This is a genomic window from Arthrobacter sp. SLBN-53 (assembly GCF_006715585.1).
Classification (GTDB): domain Bacteria; phylum Actinomycetota; class Actinomycetes; order Mycobacteriales; family Mycobacteriaceae; genus Mycobacterium; species Mycobacterium neoaurum_A.
Genome location: NZ_VFNN01000001.1, coordinates 743,226 through 760,098 on the forward strand (window position 1 = coordinate 743,226; position 16,873 = coordinate 760,098).

The window sequence follows — 16,873 nt, forward strand, 5'->3', positions numbered from 1 at the left end:
CTACTACACTCTGTCGTAGTCGAGCAAGGGAGCTCGACCCACAGCCGAGAAGTTGGTGTCCATGGAAGCGCTCGATGTCGCACGGTGGCAGTTCGGGATCACCACCGTCTACCACTTCATCTTCGTGCCGCTCACCATCGGTCTTGCGCCGCTGATCGCGGTGTTCCAGACCATCTGGGTCGTCACCGACAACACCGCGTGGTATCGACTCACCCGGTTCTTCGGCAAGCTCTTCCTGATCAACTTCGCCCTCGGCGTGGCCACCGGCATCGTGCAGGAATTCCAGTTCGGGATGAACTGGAGCGAGTACTCCCGATTCGTCGGTGACGTCTTCGGCGCCCCGCTGGCGATGGAGGGGCTGGTCGCCTTCTTCTTCGAATCGACGTTCCTGGGGCTGTGGATCTTCGGCTGGACCAGGCTGCCCAAGCTCGTACACCTGGCCTGCATCTGGATCGTCGCCTTCGCGGTCAACGCGTCTGCCTACTTCATCATCGCCGCTAACTCGTTCATGCAGCATCCGGTCGGCGCGCGCTACAACCCCGAGACCGGGCGCGCCGAACTGACCAGCATCACCGAGCTGTTCACCAACAACACCGCGCTCGCGGCGTTCCCGCACGCCGTCGCCGGTGCGTTCCTGGTCGCAGGCACCTTCGTCGCGGGCGTCTGCGCCTGGTGGATGGTGCGCAATCCGGATGGCCCCGATGCACGCACCATGCATCGCCCCGCCGCGATCCTCGGCTGCCTGATCGCCTTCGCCTCCGCGGCCGCGCTGACCTACACCGGTGATGTGCAGGGCAAGCTGATGTTCCAGCAGCAGCCCATGAAGATGGCCTCGGCGGAATCGTTGTGTCACACCGAAACCGACCCGAACTTCTCCGTTCTCACCGTCGGGACCCACAACAACTGCGACAGCGTCATCCACCTGATCGAGGTGCCCTACGTGCTGCCGTTCCTGGCCGAGGGCACGTTCAGCGGCGTGGAACTGCAGGGCGTGCAGGACCTGCAGGCCGCCTACGAGCAGAAGTTCGGGCCCGGTGACTACCGGCCCAACCTGTTCGTCACCTACTGGTCATTCCGCGCCATGATCGGTTTCCTCGCCGTCCCGATGCTGTTCGCGCTGACCGCGCTGTGGCTCACCCGCGGCGGCCGGGTCCCCCACCAACGTTGGTTCGGCACGTTCGCGCTACTGACCCTGCCCACCCCGTTCCTGGCCAACAGCGCCGGGTGGATCTTCACCGAGATGGGCCGTCAGCCGTGGGTCGTGGCCCCCAATCCGACCGGCGACCCGGTATTGCGATTGACCGTGTCGCAAGGGGTTTCACACCACTCGGTGGCCACCGTGCTGACCTCACTGATCGTCTTCACGGCGATCTATGCGCTGCTCGCGGTCATCTGGTTCTGGCTGATCCGCCGTTACGTCGTCGAGGGGCCGCTGGAGCACGACACCGAACCCATCCCGCCGACACCGCCCGGTGAAGACGAGGTCAAGCCACTCTCGTTCGCGTATTAGGAGGCCTGCCATGGACCTTCAGATCTTCTGGTTCATCACTCTGGCAGTCCTTTTCACGGGCTTCCTGGTGCTGGAGGGCTTCGACTTCGGCGTCGGCATGCTGATGGCGCCGCTGGGACGTAGCGCGCGGCGCATAGGTGGCGACCCCGACAAACATCGCCGCGCGGTACTGAACACCATCGGCCCGGTCTGGGACGGTAACGAGGTATGGCTGATCACCGCGGGCGGTGCGATGTTCGCGGCCTTCCCGGGGATGTACGCGACCATGTTCTCCGGGCTGTACCTACCGTTGCTGGCCATCCTGCTCTCGATGATCGTGCGCATCTGCGCCATCGAATGGCGGGGCAAGGTCGACGATCCACAGTGGCGACGCTGGGCCGATATCGGGATCGCCGTCGGTTCCTGGGTGCCCGCCGTGCTGTGGGGTGTCGCCTTCGCGGCTCTGGTGCGCGGCCTGCCGGTCGACGCCGACCATCAGATCGACCTGGGCTTCGCCGATATCCTCAACCCGTACACACTGCTCGGCGGGCTGTCCACCTGCGGGTTGTTCCTGCTGCACGGGGCGGTGTTCATCACCCTGAAGACCGAAGGCGCGGTGCGGGCGGACGCCCGGCGCTTCGCCGCCAGGCTGGCCATACCCGTCACGGTGGTGCTGGCCACCTTCGGGTTGTGGACCCAGTTGTCCTACGGCACCGACTGGACCTGGTTGGTCCTCGGCGTCGCGGTGGTCTGCCAGCTCGGGGTGGTGATGCTGGTGTTCAGCGACGGCGGTGACGGCTGGTCGTTCGCGTTGACCACCGCCGTGGTGATGGCCGTGGTGGTGTTGATCTTCGGCAGCCTGTTCCCGAACCTGATCCCGTCGACGCTGGATCCGGCGTGGAGCCTGACCATCGAGAACGCATCGTCCTCGCCGTACACCCTGACCATCATGACCTGGGCGGCGGTGCTGGTGACCCCGCTCGTGCTGATCTATCAGGGCTGGACGTATTGGGTTTTCCGGCAACGCATCTCGGCTGAGCGCATCCCCGACCCGGCCGGGCTCTCACCGCGTATACCGTGAGTTCGACCGCACCGGGACTGCCGGAGGCACTTCGCTCGACCCAGGCTGGCATGCGCCGCTATATCGCGGCGATGGTGGCCTACGGCACGGTGATCGCGGCGGCCACCATCGCCGCCGCCTGGATCCTGGCCCACATCGTGGCCGGTGTCATCACCGAACCGGCCACCCGCAGCCTGGCCCACTGGCGCCTGCACCTGGGGGCACTGGCGGCCGTCTGGGTGATCCGGGTGGTGGCGCAATGGCTGCAGGCGCGGCTGAGCCAGCGTGCCGCCACGGCGGCGATCGGCGACCTGTCTGCGCGGGTGCTGCGCACGGTGACCGAGATGGACCCGCAGCGCAGGCAGCGGGTACTCGACGAGGCCACCGTGGTGGTGACCCGCGGGCTCGACGGTCTGCGGCCGTACTTCACCGGATACCTACCCACCGTCGCACTGGCCGGAATCCTCACCCCGGCAACCGTTGTCGTCATCGCCGTCGCGGACTGGCAGGCCGCGGCGGTGGTGGCGATCGCCCTGCCGCTCATCCCGCTGTTCATGGTGCTCATCGGCAAGCTCACCGCCGACCGCTCGGCGGCCGCCCTGGCCGCGATGACGATATTGCAGTCCCGGTTACTGGACCTGGTCGCCGGCATTCCCACCCTGCGCGCCCTCGGCCGCGCCGGCGGACCCGCCGACCGTATCGCGACCCTGGCCGCCGCGCACCGGCGCTCGGCGATGCAGACGCTGCGCATCGCGTTCCTGTCGGCGGCCGTGCTGGAACTCATCGCCACCCTGGGAGTCGCACTGGTGGCGGTCAACGTGGGTCTGCGCCTGGTGTTCGGCGATATGACACTGGTGGCGGCGCTGACCGCGCTCCTGCTCGCCCCCGAGGTTTTCTGGCCGCTGCGCCGGGTCGGGGTGCAGTTCCATGCCGCCCAGGACGGCAAGACCGCCGCCGACGCCGCGCTGCACCTGCTCCAGACGCATCCCAGCAGGCCGAACGGAACGCACCACTGCACAGGTGAGCACATCGAGATCGAGCTGCGCGGCCTGACGGTGCGCGGTCGCGACGGCGCCGCCCCGGACGACCTGTCCGAATCGTTGCGGCCCGGTGCGGTCACCGCGCTCACCGGACCCAACGGGGCGGGCAAGAGCACCACCCTGCAGGCCATCCTGGGTCTGCTGGAACCCGACGCCGGGCAGGTTCTCATCGACGGCACCGATCTGGCCGAGATCGATCGGGAACAGTGGTGGACCCGCGTGGCCTGGCTACCGCAACGGCCGGCACTGCTACCCGGCACCATCCGGGCCAACCTGGAACTGTTCGGACCGCTTGTCGACCTCGACGCCGCATGCCGGGCATCGGATTTCGGTTCGGTACTGGCGACACTTCCCGACGGACTGGACACCGTGATCGGCAGGGACGGGATCGGATTGTCGCTCGGGCAGCGGCAACGGCTGGGGCTGGCGCGCGCGCTGGGGTCCTGCGCCCCGGTGCTGCTACTCGACGAGCCGACCGCACATCTGGACGCCGACGCCGAAACGATTGTCCTGGAATCCATTCGGTCCAGGGCGCGGGCCGGATGCACCGTCGTGGTGGTGGGTCACCGCGCTCCGGTGCTGGGGATCGCCGATCGGGTCGTGCCGCTGGGAGGTGCCGTCGATGTCCATCCGTGAGGTCATCGCGCTGCTGCGTCCCCGGCTGCCCCGGCTGGCGTTGGCGGTGCTGTTCGGGACGCTGGCACTGGGCAGCGCACTGGCCCTGGCCGCCGTGGCTGCCTGGTTGATCACCAGGGCCTGGCAGATGCCGCCGGTACTGGATCTGACCGTGGCCGTGGTGGCCGTCCGCGCGCTGGGGATCTCGCGCGGGATCTTCAGCTACTGCGAGCGGCTGGCCATCCACGATGCCGCGCTGCGCGCCGCGGGCAACGCCCGGGTCGGGCTGTACCGCCGCCTGGCCGCCGCGCAGGCGGAATCGGTACTGCGGATCCCCGGCGGCGAGCTGGTGGCCAGGGTCGGGAACTCGGTCGACGAACTTGCCGATGTGCTGGTGCGGTCGGTACTTCCGATGTGTGTGGCCGCCGTGCTCTCGGTCGCCGCGGTGGGCGTCATCGCGGTGATCTCCCCGGCAGCGGCGCTGGTGCTGGCCGCCAGCCTGCTCGTCGCCGGCGTGCTGGCGCCCGCGCTGGCCGGGCGGGCGGCCGCAGCCACCGAAGCACTGGCCGCCCGGCATCACGGCGCGCGCGACACCGCCACCTTGGTCGCCCTCGAGCACGCCGACGAGCTCCGTGTGGCGGGGCGCCTGGCCGGGGTCATCGCCGAATCCGAACGCGCGCACCGAGACTTCGGTGCCGCCACCGATCGGGCGGCCGCACCGGCGGCGGCCGCGGCCGCGGTGTCCACCGCGGCAGTCGGGGTATCGGTGCTGGGGGCCGTGCTCATCGGCATCCTGCTCGCCGACCACACCGCACCGACGGCACTGGCAATCCTGATGTTGCTCCCGCTGTCGGCATTCGAGGCCACCAGCGCCCTGCCGGGGGCCGCCGCGCAATGGGTGCGCTCGACACTGGCCGCGCGGCAACTCGCCGAGCTCACCGCTGCCGGTCCCACCGGCCGGGTCCGGCCGGCCGTCCCGGCCATCGCCGTAGCCCCCGGTGACCGGATCGCCGTCGTCGGCCCCAGTGGCAGCGGCAAGACCACCATGCTCATGGCGATCGCCGCGAAGTATCCCGAAAACCCGCTCACCGCAGCATTCTTCGCCGAGGACGCGCACCTGTTCGACACCACCGTGCGCGACAACCTGCTGGTCGGCCGCGGTGATGCCACCGATGCCGAGCTGAAAGCCGCCCTGAGTCAGGTCGGGCTCGGCGACTGGTTGGCCGGACTGCCCGACGAGCTGGGCACAGTCCTGACCGGAGGCGCTGCCGCGGTATCGGCAGGCCAACGTCGTCGTCTGCTGCTGGCACGGGCGGTGATCACCGATTTTCCGATCGTGCTGCTCGATGAGCCCACCGAGCATCTCGACGCCGCCGACAGTGACCGACTCCTGACCGCGATACTCACCCCCGACGGCCTGTTCGCCGCCCATCGAGCCGTCGTGGTCGCCACCCATCACCTGCCCGATCACCTCGATTGCCCGACGATCCGGATGCCGCAACCTGCCGGGTAACGTGGCCCTCCATGAGCTACCAGCCCGCTGCGGCGCCGCCGCCGTACCCGGTCCGGCAGGCAGGACCCCGCAACGGAGTGGGCGCCGCGGCGTTGGTGGTGGCGGTGGCCGCGCTGGTGTTCTCGTGGAGTGTGATCGGCGGCGTCATCGGCGGCATCATCGCGGTGGTCCTCGGTGTCACCGGCCGCGGCCGCGCGCATCGTGGCGAGGCCGACAACGGCCCGGTCGCGACCGCGGGCACGGCGCTGGGCGCGCTCGCGGTGGTCGTCGGGATCGCGGCCGTCCCGGTGTGGACGGGATTTCTCGGCGATGCCGGGGTCGGCGATTACCTCAGCTGCGTGGAGAGGGCGATCGGCGAATCGGGCACATCACTGGACCCTGCGGCACAGCAGAAGTGCGAGAACGAGTTTCGTGACCGCATCGAGCACATCTCCGGCCTGGGAACCGCCAGGGGTTAGCCCGCGCCGGGGAAATGTTTGACGATGCCTTCCTGCACGATGGTCGCCAGCACCCGCCCGTCGGTGTCGAAGAAGTGCCCACTGCTCAGCCCACGGGAATCCGCCGCCACCGGTGACGAAGTGGCGTAGAGCACCCACTCGTCGAAGCAGATCGGCCGGTGGAACCACACCGAATGATTCATCGTGACGGCGAAGATCCGGTCGAAACCCCAGGACAACCCGTGGGTGGTGATGATCGAGTCCAACACCGTGGTGTCCGAGGAGTACACCAGCGCCGCGGCGTGCAGCACCGGGTCCTCGGGCATCGGCGCGTCGGCGGTCATCCACACCCGGTTGTGCTCCAGCCGGTCACCCTTGTCCCGCATCACCCACGCCGGATCGTTGGTATAGCGCCACTGGATGGGCTTGAGCGCCTCGACGAACAACGGAACGGTCTGCTCGTAGCCGACCAGCAACTCGTCGATGGTCGGCAATCCGTCGGGCTGCGGCACCTGCGGGGCGGGCACGTTGTGCTCAAGCCCGCGCCCGCCCGCCAGATGCGAGACCAGCGCCGTGCCGAGCAGCACGCCGTCCTGGGTGACATCGACCCGCCGGTTGGCGAAACGACGCTCGTCACGCAACCGAACAACCTGGAAATGCAGGTCTTTCGTGGGATCACCACCGGCGATGAAATGCATCGACAGCGTGCTGGGCGGCAGCTTCGGCGACACCGTGCGGCTGGCGGCGACGAAGGCCTGGGCCATCATCTGCCCGCCGAATGTCCGTACGGGGTTGCGGCTAGGGTGCGATCCGGTGAACGCATCCTCACCGTCCGGGCGGAGCGCCAGAACCGTCAGCAGTTCCTCGAGATGTTCCGCCGACAAGTCGCTCCCCTTCGGTCATCGTCTCAGTGGTCGTCCTCACCGATCCGGTGCACGTGGATCAGGTTGGTCGAGCCTACTGTGCCGGGAGGAGCGCCCGCGACGATGACCACCAGGTCGCCGCGCTTGTAGCGACCCAGGTCAAGCAGCGCCTGGTCGACCTGCCGGATCATGCCGTCGGTGGTCTGCATGTGCGGGACGATGAAGGTCTCGGTTCCCCAGGTCAGCGCCAGCTGGCTGCGCACCTCGGGCAGCGCGGTGAACGCGAGCAGCGGCAACGGCGTGTGCAGCCGGGCCAGCCTGCGAACGGTGTCACCGGACTGGGTGAACGCCACCAGCGCCTTGGCCTCCAGCCGCTCACCGATATCGCGGGCAGCGTAGGAGATGACACCGCGCTTGGTGCGCGGGACGTGGGTCAGCGGCGGCGCCTCGGTGGAGTTCGACTCCACCGCCTTGACGATGCGGGCCATTGTGCGCACCGCCTCCAGGGCGTACTTGCCGACGGAGGTCTCACCGGACAGCATCACCGCGTCGGCCCCGTCGAGCACCGCGTTGGCGACGTCGGAGGCCTCGGCCCGGGTGGGCCGGGAGTTCTCGATCATCGACTCCAGCATCTGGGTGGCGACGATGACGGGCTTGGCGTTCTCGCGGGCCATCTGGATGGCCCGCTTCTGCACCAGCGGGACCTCTTCCAGGGGCAGTTCGACGCCGAGGTCACCGCGGGCCACCATGATGGCGTCGAAGGCCAGCACGATCGCCTCGAGGTTCTCGATGGCCTCGGGCTTCTCCAGCTTGGCGATGACGGGCACCCGGCGCCCGACCCGGTCCATCACCTCGTGCACCAGCTCGATATCGGCCGGTGAGCGCACGAACGACAGCGCCACCAGATCGACACCGAGGCGCAGCGCGAACTCCAGGTCGGCGATGTCCTTCTCCGAGAGCGCAGGCACCGAGACGTTCATGCCGGGCAGCGAGAGGCCCTTGTTGTTGCTGACCCGGCCACCCTCGGTGACCTGGCAGACGACATCGTTGCCGTCGATGTGCTCGACGATCAGTCCGACGTTGCCGTCGTCGACGAGCAGTCGGTCACCGGGTGCCGCATCAACGGCCAGCTGCTTGTAGGTGGTGGACACCCGGTCGTGGGTGCCCATGAAGTCGTCGACGGTGATGCGCACCGTCTCGCCGGCCTGCCACAATGTGGCCCCGGTGGCGAACCGACCCAGCCGAATCTTGGGTCCCTGCAGGTCAGCCAGGATGCCGACGGCGCGTCCGGTGTAATCGGAGGCGGCCCGCACCCGGCGGTAGGACTCTTCGTGGTCGGCGTGGTCACCGTGGCTGAAGTTCAGCCGCGCCACATCCATGCCGGCCTCGACGAGGTCACGCACGGACTCGTCGGTGGCGGTGGCAGGGCCGAGGGTACAGACGATTTTTCCGCGTCTATTCACGTCTGGTGAGCTTACTCGTTGATCGATTCAGATGACCATTCAGACCGCGTGTCAGACGACTGCCAAGGGCAGTGACCCAGGCCGCACCGGGGCGGGCAGCTCGGACTCGCCCATCAGGTAGAGGTCGACCGCGCGCGCGGCGCTCCGCCCCTCGGCGATGGCCCACACGATGAGCGACGCGCCGCGATGGGCGTCGCCGCAGACGAACACCCCGGGCTCCTCGGTCTGCCAGTCCGATCCGCAGGGCAGCGCGCCACGGCCGTTGGTGGCGAGCCCGAGACCCGCCAACAGCGGCATCTGCTCGACACCCTCGAAACCGATGGCCAGCAACGCCAGCTCACACGGGATCTCGAACGGGTCGCCCACCGGGACGATCTGGCGGCGGCCGTCATCGTCGCGTTGCACCCGCACCTCGGCGATCTGCACCGCACGCAGCGCCCCCTGCTCGTCACCGAGGAAACGCTGCACCGCGACCTCGAACCGGCGCGCCCCACCCTCGGCGTGCGCCGGTGAGGTCCGCAGCACCAGCGGCCAGGTCGGCCACGGTGAGCGCTCCTCGTCGCGGGTACGCGGCGGTTCCGGGTTGTAGTCGAGCTGGGTCACCGAGAGCGCACCCTGCCGGTGGGCGGTGCCCAGACAGTCCGCGCCGGTGTCACCGCCGCCGATGATGACCACCCGCTTGCCGGCGGCCGTCGGTTCGGCGGCCCGGTCTCCCTCGCACTCCTTGTTCGCCGCGACCAGATGCTCCATGGCCAGGTGGACCCCGCTCAGATCGCGGCCGGCCACCTCGGTATCGCGGGCCCGCAGCGCTCCGACGGCCAGCACGATCGCGTCGTGCTGGGCCCGCAGTGCCTCGACCGAGAGATCGACACCGACCTCACAGTCGGTCACGAATCTGGTGCCCTCCGCGCGCATCTGGGCCAACCGCTGGTCGAGACCGGACTTCTCCAGCTTGTACTCCGGGATGCCATAGCGCATCAATCCGCCGATGCGGTCATCGCGTTCGTAGACGGTCACCTCGTGACCGGCCCGGGTCAGCTGTTGGGCGGCCGCCAGACCCGCCGGACCCGAACCGACCACGGCCACACTGCGTCCCGTCGAGATGGCCGCCGGCTGCGGCACCACCGCACCGGTCAGCCAGGCGTGATCGGCGATGGTCTGTTCTATCCGCTTGATCGTGACACTGCCGCCGGTGGCGGGCTCGGCGATGGACAACACGCAGGCCGCCTCGCACGGTGCCGGGCACAGCCGGCCGGTGAACTCGGGGAAGTTGTTGGTGGCGTGCAGCCGATCACTGGCCGCGTCCCAGCGACCGCGCCGGACCAGGTCGTTCCATTCCGGGATCAGGTTGCCCAGCGGGCAGCCCGCGGTTCCGGAGTGGCAGAACGGGATACCGCAATCCATACAACGACGGGCCTGTTGGGACACCTCGCCCGCCCGCTCGGCGGGCGGCCGGATCTCGTAGACCTCATGCCAGTCCCCCACCCGTTCGTCGACCGGGCGCTTGACGGCATCGTGCTTACCGACGCGCAGAAAACCGGTGGGATCAGCCACGGCTCGCCTCCATGATCGCGGTCTCCACATCACGGCCCTCGGCGCGGGCCAGTCGGGTGGCCCGCAGCACCCGCTCGTAGTCGATCGGCATGATCTTGGTGAATCCGGCACTGCGCCGCGGCCAGTCGGCCAGCAGCGAGATGGCCACCGTGGAACCGGTGGCCTGCGCGTGCCTGCTCACCACGTCGTGCAGCCAGCTCAAATCTTCGGCCTCCAACTTCTGCAACGCCACCATCTCGGTGTTGACCTTGGCCGGGTCCAGTCCCAGGACGAATGCGATACCCCCGGACATGCCGGCGGCCATGTTGCGGCCGGTGTCGCCGAGCACGACCACCCGGCCGCCGGTCATGTATTCGCACGCATGGTCACCGACACCCTCGACGACGGCCAGCGCCCCGGAATTGCGCGCGCAGAAGCGCTCCCCGACCCGCCCGCGCAGGAATACCTCGCCCGAGGTGGCGCCGAACAGCAGCGTGTTGCCGGCGATGACGTTGTCCTCGGGCAGGAAGAGCACATCGTCGGGTGGTCGCACGACGACCCGTCCACCCGAAAGACCCTTGCCCACATAATCGTTGGCGTCACCGATGAGGTCGAGGGTGATTCCCGGCGGCAGGAACGCGCCAAGGGACTGGCCTGCCGACCCGGTCAGCATGACCATGATGGTGTCATCGGGCAGACCGGTCGCACCGTAACGGCGGGTGACTTCGGCGCCGAGCATGGTGCCCACCGTGCGGTTGACGTTGCGGACCGGCAGTTCCAGCCGGACGGGGTGGGCATCCTCCAGCGCGCCCTCGGCCAACTGGATGAGAGTCTGGTCCAGCGCCTTGTCCAGCCCGTGGTCCTGGCCGCGCAGCCGGCGCCGGGCGATCGCCCCGTGCGGGCCGGACGGGGCGGCGAAGATCGGGCTGAGGTCCAGTCCGGCACTCTTCCAATGCGCCACGCCCGTGGCGGTATCGAGCATGTCGACCCGTCCGATCGCCTCATCGAGACTCCGGAAACCCAACTCGGCCAGCATCACCCGGAGATCCTCGGCGATGAACTCGAAGAAGTTCTGCACGAACTCCGGTTTGCCGGTGAATCGGGCACGCAACTCCGGGTTCTGGGTGGCCACCCCCACCGGGCAGGTGTCCAGATGGCACACCCGCATCATGATGCAGCCGGCGACCACCAGCGGCGCGGTCGCGAAACCGAATTCCTCGGCACCCAGCAGCGCGGCCACCATGACATCGCGGGCGGTCCGCATGCCACCGTCGCACTGCACGGTGATCCGGTCACGTAAACCGTTGAGCATCAGCGTCTGCTGGGTGTCGGCCAGCCCGATCTCCCACGGGGCGCCGGCATGTTTGAGACTGGTCAGCGGGGCCGCACCGGTACCGCCGTCGTAGCCGGAGATCAGCACCACATCGGCGTGCGCCTTGGACACCCCGGCGGCCACGGTGCCGACACCGACCGAGCTGACCAGCTTGACGTGGACGCGGGCGGTGTCGTTGGCGTTCTTCAGATCGTGAATGAGCTGGGCCAGGTCCTCGATCGAGTAGATATCGTGATGCGGCGGTGGTGAGATCAGTCCGACCCCCGGCGTGGAGTGCCGGGTCTTGGCGATGTTCGGGTACACCTTGTATCCGGGAAGCTGGCCGCCCTCACCGGGTTTGGCCCCCTGGGCCATCTTGATCTGGATGTCGGAGGCATTCACCAGGTAGTCGCTGGTGACCCCGAACCGGCCGGAGGCCACCTGCTTGACGGCGCTGCGCCGCACGGGATCGTAGAGCCGGTCGGCATCCTCACCACCCTCACCGGAGTTCGACCGCCCGCCGAGGGTGTTCATCGCGATGGCCATGGTCTCGTGCGCCTCGGCGGAGATGGAGCCATAGCTCATCGCACCGGTGTTGAAGCGAGCGACGATATCGGCAACCGGTTCGACCTCGTCCAGCGGCACCGGCGTCCCGGCGCGGAACTCGAACAGGCCACGCAGGGCACCACCTTCGCGGGCCAGCCGGTTGACTTCCTCGGAATACCTCGCGAAGACGTTCCGCCTGCCGGTCCGGGTCGAATGCTGGAGCAGGAAAACGACTTCCGGGGTGAACAGATGCAGCTCACCGTCGCGCCGGAACTGATACTCACCGCCGACGGAGAGCCTGCGGTATGCCCGCTCGGTCGGATTCTCCGGATAGGCCCGCCGATGCCGGAATCTGACCTCCTCGGCCAGCACGTCGAGTCCGACCCCGCCGAGTTGCATCGGGGTGCCGGTGAAGTATTCGTCGATGACGGCGCGGTCCAGACCGATGGCCTCGAAGGCCTGCGCACCGGTGTAGGAGGACACCGTCGAGATGCCCATCTTGCTCATCACCTTCATGACACCCTTGCCCAGTGCGGTCAGGTAGTTGCGCACCGCGGCGGCCGGGTCGATACCGGTCAGTTCACCCTCGCGGATCAGGTCTTCGATCGATTCGAAGGCCAGGTACGGGTTGACCGCTGCCGCACCGAAACCGATCAGCAGCGCGATGTGGTGGACCTCCCTGGCATCACCGCTCTCGACCACCAGCGCGACACAGGTGCGTTGTTTGGTCCGCACCAGATGATGATGGACCGCCGCAACGGCCAGCAGCGACGGGATGGGGGCCCGGGTGTGGTCGGAATCGCGGTCGGACAACACCAGTGTGCGTGCGCCCTTGGCGATGGCATCACTGGCACGCGCACGCAGTTCATCGAGCGCCTCGGCCAGCGCCTCACCGCCGCGCTCGACATCGTAGAGAGCGCGCAGGACCGCGGTGCGCAAGCCGGGATGTTCGCCGTCGTCGTTGATGTGCACGATCCTGTTCAGATCGTCGTTGTCGAGCACCGGCCAGCTCAGTGCGATCTGCCGACACGATGCGGCCGTCGGTTCGAGCAGATTCTGTTCCGGGCCCATCACCCGGCGCATGGAGGTCACCACCGACTCCCGGATGGCGTCCAGCGGCGGGTTGGTCACCTGTGCGAACAGTTCGACGAAATAGTCGTAGAGCAGTTTCGAACGCTGCGACAGCACGGCCAGCGGGGTGTCGGTGCCCATGGAGCCCAACGGTTCGGCACCGGTGGCGGCCATCGGCGTGAGAAGCAGCCGCAGTTCCTCCTCGGTGTAGCCGAACGCGACTTGGCGCCGTACCACCGAATCGTGGTTGGGCTGGACCCGCACCCGGCTCGGCAGGGTCGTGATATCGAGCAGCCCGGCATGCAGCCATTCGTCATACGCCTCGGCGCCGGCGAGCTCGTCCTTGAGCTCGTCATCGGTGACGATGGCGCCCTTGGCCGTGTCGACGAGGAACATCTTTCCCGGCTCCAGGCGGCCTTTGGCCACCACCTGCGCGCTGGGGATGTCGAGTACGCCGCTCTCGCTGGCCAGGATGATCCGGTTGTCGATCGTGCGCCACCAGCGGCCAGGACGGAGTCCGTTGCGGTCCAGCACCGCTCCCACCACGGTGCCATCGGTGAACGTCACGCACGCCGGTCCGTCCCATGGCTCCATCAGCGAGGCGTGGTACTGCCAGAAGGCACGCCGCGCCGGATCCATCCCGGTGTTGTTCTCCCACGCCTCCGGGATCATCATCAGCACCGCGTGGGGCAGGCTTCGGCCGCCCAGATGCAGGAGTTCCAGAACCTGGTCGAAGGACGCCGAGTCGGATGCCTCGGGCGTACAGATCGGCGAAAGCCGAGCCAGGTCACCGGGAATCAGAGTTCCGCCGAGTTTCGCTTCACGGGCGTGCATGCGGTTGCGATTTCCCCGCACCGTGTTTATCTCACCGTTGTGGGCGACGAACCGGAAAGGGTGCGCCAGCGGCCAGGACGGGAACGTGTTCGTCGAAAACCGGCTGTGCACAATGGCGATGGCGCTCGCACAGCGATCGTCACGCAGATCCGGGAAGAACAGCGGAAGCTGCATGGTGGTGAGCATGCCCTTGTAGGCCATGGTCCGGCTCGACAGGGAGGCGAAATACACGCCCAGATCCTCGGATTCGGACCGTTTGCGCAGCGGGTACACCATGCGGTCGAGGTCGATACCACCGCAACGCGCGGGCGCCGCCACGAAAAGCTGTGCCATGTGCGGCATACAGCCGAGCGCGGTGGCGCCGATCTGGGCACCGTCGGGATCGATCGGGACGGTGCGCCAACCGAGGACCTGCAGACCCTCCTCGTCGGCGATCTGCTCGATCCGGGCTTGGGCCGCCGCGCGCTGCGCCGGGTCCTGCGGCAAGAAGCAGATTCCCGCGGCGAAGTTGTTCGTCCCATCGACTGCCCCGGCGGGCAGCTCGAAATCCACCACCGCCCTGAGCAATTCGACCGGTAGCTGAATCAGGATCCCGGCGCCGTCACCGCTGTTGGGTTCGGCACCGGCCGCACCCCTGTGCTCGAGGTGCGCCAGGGCCGTGAGTCCGTCGGCGACGATCTCGTGGGAGCGGCGCCCCTCGACGTCGACGAGCATGGCGACGCCGCAGGAATCGGATTCGTTGTCCGGGTCATAGAGACCCTGAGCTGGTGGGAGCGCTGAGAACAGCAACCGGGTGCCTCCGCAGTCTTCGTGGTGAATCGAAGGGACTGCATCGGCCCGCACCAGCAGTGTATCAGCGCGGGAGGTTCACTACCCGGTGGAAACCGTCGGTACCAGCGGAAAGCCCGGCCAGTTCCGCACTACCGTCCAGGCCACCAGGGCCAGCACCACGGTGACCGTGGCGGCGGGTGGCATGAGCGTGCGTCCCTGCCGCCAGCGCACCGCCAACCACAGCAGCAGCATCGGGATCCCGGCGAGCATGAAGACGTTGTCGACCACGGCGGCGGCAAAATCAGCGTGCAGCACGTCGTGGGTCATCCGGAGGCCGCCGCACGCCGGGCATTCGAAACCGGTCAGGGTCTTGAACGGGCAGGCCGGGAAGAAACCGGGCCGGTGCGGGTTGCCGAGGCCGATATAGGTCAGTGCACCGGCCAGGCCGAGCCCGGCCCCGAGGACACCGGCCCGCCCGAGTGCGGTCGTGCTAGGTGCCATCACGCAGGGGTCGGCCGTGCGGATCGCGCACCTTGTCGGTGAGGATCAAGATGGCATCGATGAGACCCCAGATGACTGCGCCGATGCCGCAGGTCGCCAACCCCACGATCAACTGGGCGATGCCGAAACCCGTCTGCCCGAGATAGATGCGGCCGATCCCGACCAGGCCGAAGAGCCCGAGCAACTGCAGCAGACCGGCGATCGTCTTGGACTTGTCCGATAACGGTTCACCGGTCACCGGGTGCCTGCCGAACGGGGCCGACGGGTCGTAGCCGGGCAGGCCGCCAGGCCCCGGGTATCCGCCGGGGTACGGCGGGGGGAATTGATTCGCTTGGTACTGGGGCGGCTGGTAGCCCGGCGGCGGGCCGAAATTCCCGGGGTCGGGCGGCTGCGGATAGGACTGCGGATCCGTCATGCCCTCAGGATGCCAGAAGCCCGAACTCGGCGCGGTGACGCCACGACTCCCATTGCCGGGGAAACCACCGTCGCAACAGGTCGATCATGATGGGCACCGAAGTCGACGCCCCTGGCGAGGCGCCGAGCAGACCCGCGATGGTGTCGTCGGCCGAGACGACCAGTTCGGTTCCCGTGCGCAGCGCGCCGTTCGGTGCGACAAGTTGGGCGCGCTGGCCGGCGGTGACCCATTCCCAGTCCCGTGGATCGGCGTCCGGGTAGTAGCGGCGCAGCTGGTCGAATCGGCGTCCGTGCGAGGCCAGTAGCTGACCGATCAGATACCGGATGAGGTCACGATTCCCGGTGATCGCACGGATCAGCGCGCGCATGTTGTGCGGGCGGACGGTACCGAAGAAGTCGGTGATACGGCCGCTGGTGAGCAGTCGGGTGCTGAAGGTGGCGTACGGACCGAACAAGAGGTGGGCGTCCCCGTCGACGACCCGACGGTCGAGGTGCGGCACCGACATCGGTGGCGCACCGATGGGCGCCTGACCGTAGACCTTGGCCGCGTGGTGTCTCGTGATCTCCGGATCGGAGCAGCGCAGAAAGGCCGCACCGACCGGTAGCACCCCGTAGCCCTGGATATCAGGCAAGCCTGCGCGTTGCAGCAGCGTCAGCGTGCGCCCGCCGGCGCCGACGAACACGCGGTCGGCGTCCAGTTCGAATCGCTCCTGGCCGCACCGCCCGGCGATCCGCCAGCCGCCGCCCGGCGTCCGCGTCAGCGTGCGGACCTCGTGGCCGAGCAGCGTGTCCCCGGTGATCAGCCGCGCAAGGTCGCGGGTGAGCGCCCCGAAATCGATATCGGTGCCCGCCGGATGCCAGGTGGCGGCCACCCGCTGCGCGGGGTCGCGCCCGGCCATGACCAGCGGTGCCCACTCGGCGATGACCGCGGGATCCTGCGAGTACCGCATCTCGGCGAAGGCCGCAACGGTGCGCAGCGTGTCGAAGCGGCGCCGCAGATAGGCGATATCGCGGTCACCGAAGACCACATCCATGTGGGGGGCGGTGGTGACGAAGCCGGGTTCGAGCAGACCCGTGTCCACGAGGTGGGCCCACCATCGCCGGGAGAGCGCGAATTGCTCGGCAATAGCGGCCGGGGTGCCGGCGTCGGCGGGATCGGGCATGTAGTTGAGCTCGCAGTATCCCGAGTGCCCGGTGCCGGCGTTGTTCCACGGGTGACTGCTCTCGGTGGCGATATCGTCGGCGCGTTCGACGATACTGACCCGCCAATCCGGTTGTAGTAGTGCAAGCATCGCGCCCAGCGTGGCGGACATGATGCCGCCACCGATGAGTGCGAGATCGACTGGATCGGTGCTGGTATCGGTCGTCATGCCAGAAGGATCGACCTGTCGACATCGATCCGTCCAATGAA

At 68.1% G+C, this 16,873-nt stretch carries 12 protein-coding genes; 5 read left to right on the forward strand and 7 right to left on the reverse strand.

Features of this window, described 5'->3' with window-relative positions:
• The first annotated feature begins 61 nt into the window (after window positions 1–61).
• From FBY28_RS03620 to FBY28_RS03640, 5 genes are read left to right on the forward strand one after another with little or no spacing between them, the layout of a single operon-like run.
• Window positions 62–1,510: a cytochrome ubiquinol oxidase subunit I gene (locus tag FBY28_RS03620; protein WP_019511473.1), complete on the forward strand. Its 1,449-nt coding sequence runs from the start codon at window positions 62–64 to the stop codon at window positions 1,508–1,510.
• A 10-nt stretch (window positions 1,511–1,520) separates the two neighbouring features.
• Window positions 1,521–2,570, forward strand: coding sequence for a cytochrome d ubiquinol oxidase subunit II (gene cydB, locus FBY28_RS03625; protein ID WP_141864320.1), 1,050 nt, complete (start codon window positions 1,521–1,523; stop codon window positions 2,568–2,570).
• On the forward strand, window positions 2,567–4,225 hold the full coding sequence (cydD, locus tag FBY28_RS03630) for a thiol reductant ABC exporter subunit CydD (protein WP_286177714.1): 1,659 nt from the start codon (window positions 2,567–2,569) through the stop codon (window positions 4,223–4,225). The genes cydB and cydD overlap by 4 nt, the downstream gene beginning before the upstream one ends.
• A complete protein-coding gene (locus FBY28_RS03635; RefSeq protein ID WP_141864322.1) occupies window positions 4,212–5,717 on the forward strand; it encodes an ATP-binding cassette domain-containing protein in 1,506 nt (501 codons plus the stop codon). Before cydD ends, FBY28_RS03635 begins: the two co-directional genes overlap by 14 nt.
• An 11-nt stretch (window positions 5,718–5,728) precedes the next feature.
• A complete protein-coding gene (locus FBY28_RS03640) occupies window positions 5,729–6,175 on the forward strand; it encodes a DUF4190 domain-containing protein (protein WP_141864324.1) in 447 nt (148 codons plus the stop codon).
• Here FBY28_RS03640 and FBY28_RS03645 read toward each other — a convergent pair.
• The 7 genes from FBY28_RS03645 to FBY28_RS03675 form a co-directional block, all read right to left on the reverse strand.
• Window positions 6,172–7,038: an acyl-CoA thioesterase II gene (locus FBY28_RS03645; RefSeq protein ID WP_141864326.1), complete on the reverse strand. Its 867-nt coding sequence runs from the start codon at window positions 7,036–7,038 to the stop codon at window positions 6,172–6,174. The two genes, FBY28_RS03640 and FBY28_RS03645, sit on opposite strands and share 4 nt — an antisense overlap.
• A 23-nt stretch (window positions 7,039–7,061) precedes the next feature.
• Window positions 7,062–8,480: a pyruvate kinase gene (gene pyk, locus FBY28_RS03650; protein ID WP_019511467.1), complete on the reverse strand. Its 1,419-nt coding sequence runs from the start codon at window positions 8,478–8,480 to the stop codon at window positions 7,062–7,064.
• 51 nt (window positions 8,481–8,531) lie between these two features.
• Window positions 8,532–10,034 carry a glutamate synthase subunit beta gene (locus FBY28_RS03655; RefSeq protein WP_141864328.1) on the reverse strand — a complete coding sequence of 501 codons (1,503 nt, stop codon included), beginning with the start codon at window positions 10,032–10,034 and terminating at the stop codon, window positions 8,532–8,534.
• Window positions 10,027–14,565 carry a glutamate synthase large subunit gene (gene gltB, locus FBY28_RS03660; RefSeq protein ID WP_141864330.1) on the reverse strand — a complete coding sequence of 1,513 codons (4,539 nt, stop codon included), beginning with the start codon at window positions 14,563–14,565 and terminating at the stop codon, window positions 10,027–10,029. Before gltB ends, FBY28_RS03655 begins: the two co-directional genes overlap by 8 nt.
• An 81-nt stretch (window positions 14,566–14,646) precedes the next feature.
• Window positions 14,647–15,048 carry a DUF2752 domain-containing protein gene (locus FBY28_RS03665; protein WP_141864332.1) on the reverse strand — a complete coding sequence of 134 codons (402 nt, stop codon included), beginning with the start codon at window positions 15,046–15,048 and terminating at the stop codon, window positions 14,647–14,649.
• Complete coding sequence (locus tag FBY28_RS03670; RefSeq protein WP_141864334.1) at window positions 15,038–15,463, reverse strand: NINE protein; 426 nt, start codon at window positions 15,461–15,463, stop codon at window positions 15,038–15,040. The genes FBY28_RS03665 and FBY28_RS03670 overlap by 11 nt, the downstream gene beginning before the upstream one ends.
• 4 nt (window positions 15,464–15,467) lie before the next feature.
• On the reverse strand, window positions 15,468–16,832 hold the full coding sequence (locus FBY28_RS03675) for a malate:quinone oxidoreductase (RefSeq protein WP_141864336.1): 1,365 nt from the start codon (window positions 16,830–16,832) through the stop codon (window positions 15,468–15,470).
• Between the last annotated feature and the right edge of the window lie 41 nt (window positions 16,833–16,873).

Coding starts and splice junctions, on each gene's coding strand:
- FBY28_RS03620 (WP_019511473.1), top strand. CDS start 62: ATGGAAGCGCTCGATGTCGCACGGTGGCAGTTCGGGATCACCACCGTC.
- cydB (WP_141864320.1), top strand. CDS start 1,521: ATGGACCTTCAGATCTTCTGGTTCATCACTCTGGCAGTCCTTTTCACG.
- FBY28_RS03635 (WP_141864322.1), top strand. CDS start 4,212: ATGTCCATCCGTGAGGTCATCGCGCTGCTGCGTCCCCGGCTGCCCCGG.
- FBY28_RS03640 (WP_141864324.1), top strand. CDS start 5,729: ATGAGCTACCAGCCCGCTGCGGCGCCGCCGCCGTACCCGGTCCGGCAG.
- FBY28_RS03665 (WP_141864332.1), bottom strand. CDS start 15,048: ATGGCACCTAGCACGACCGCACTCGGGCGGGCCGGTGTCCTCGGGGCC.
- FBY28_RS03670 (WP_141864334.1), bottom strand. CDS start 15,463: ATGACGGATCCGCAGTCCTATCCGCAGCCGCCCGACCCCGGGAATTTC.
- FBY28_RS03675 (WP_141864336.1), bottom strand. CDS start 16,832: ATGACGACCGATACCAGCACCGATCCAGTCGATCTCGCACTCATCGGT.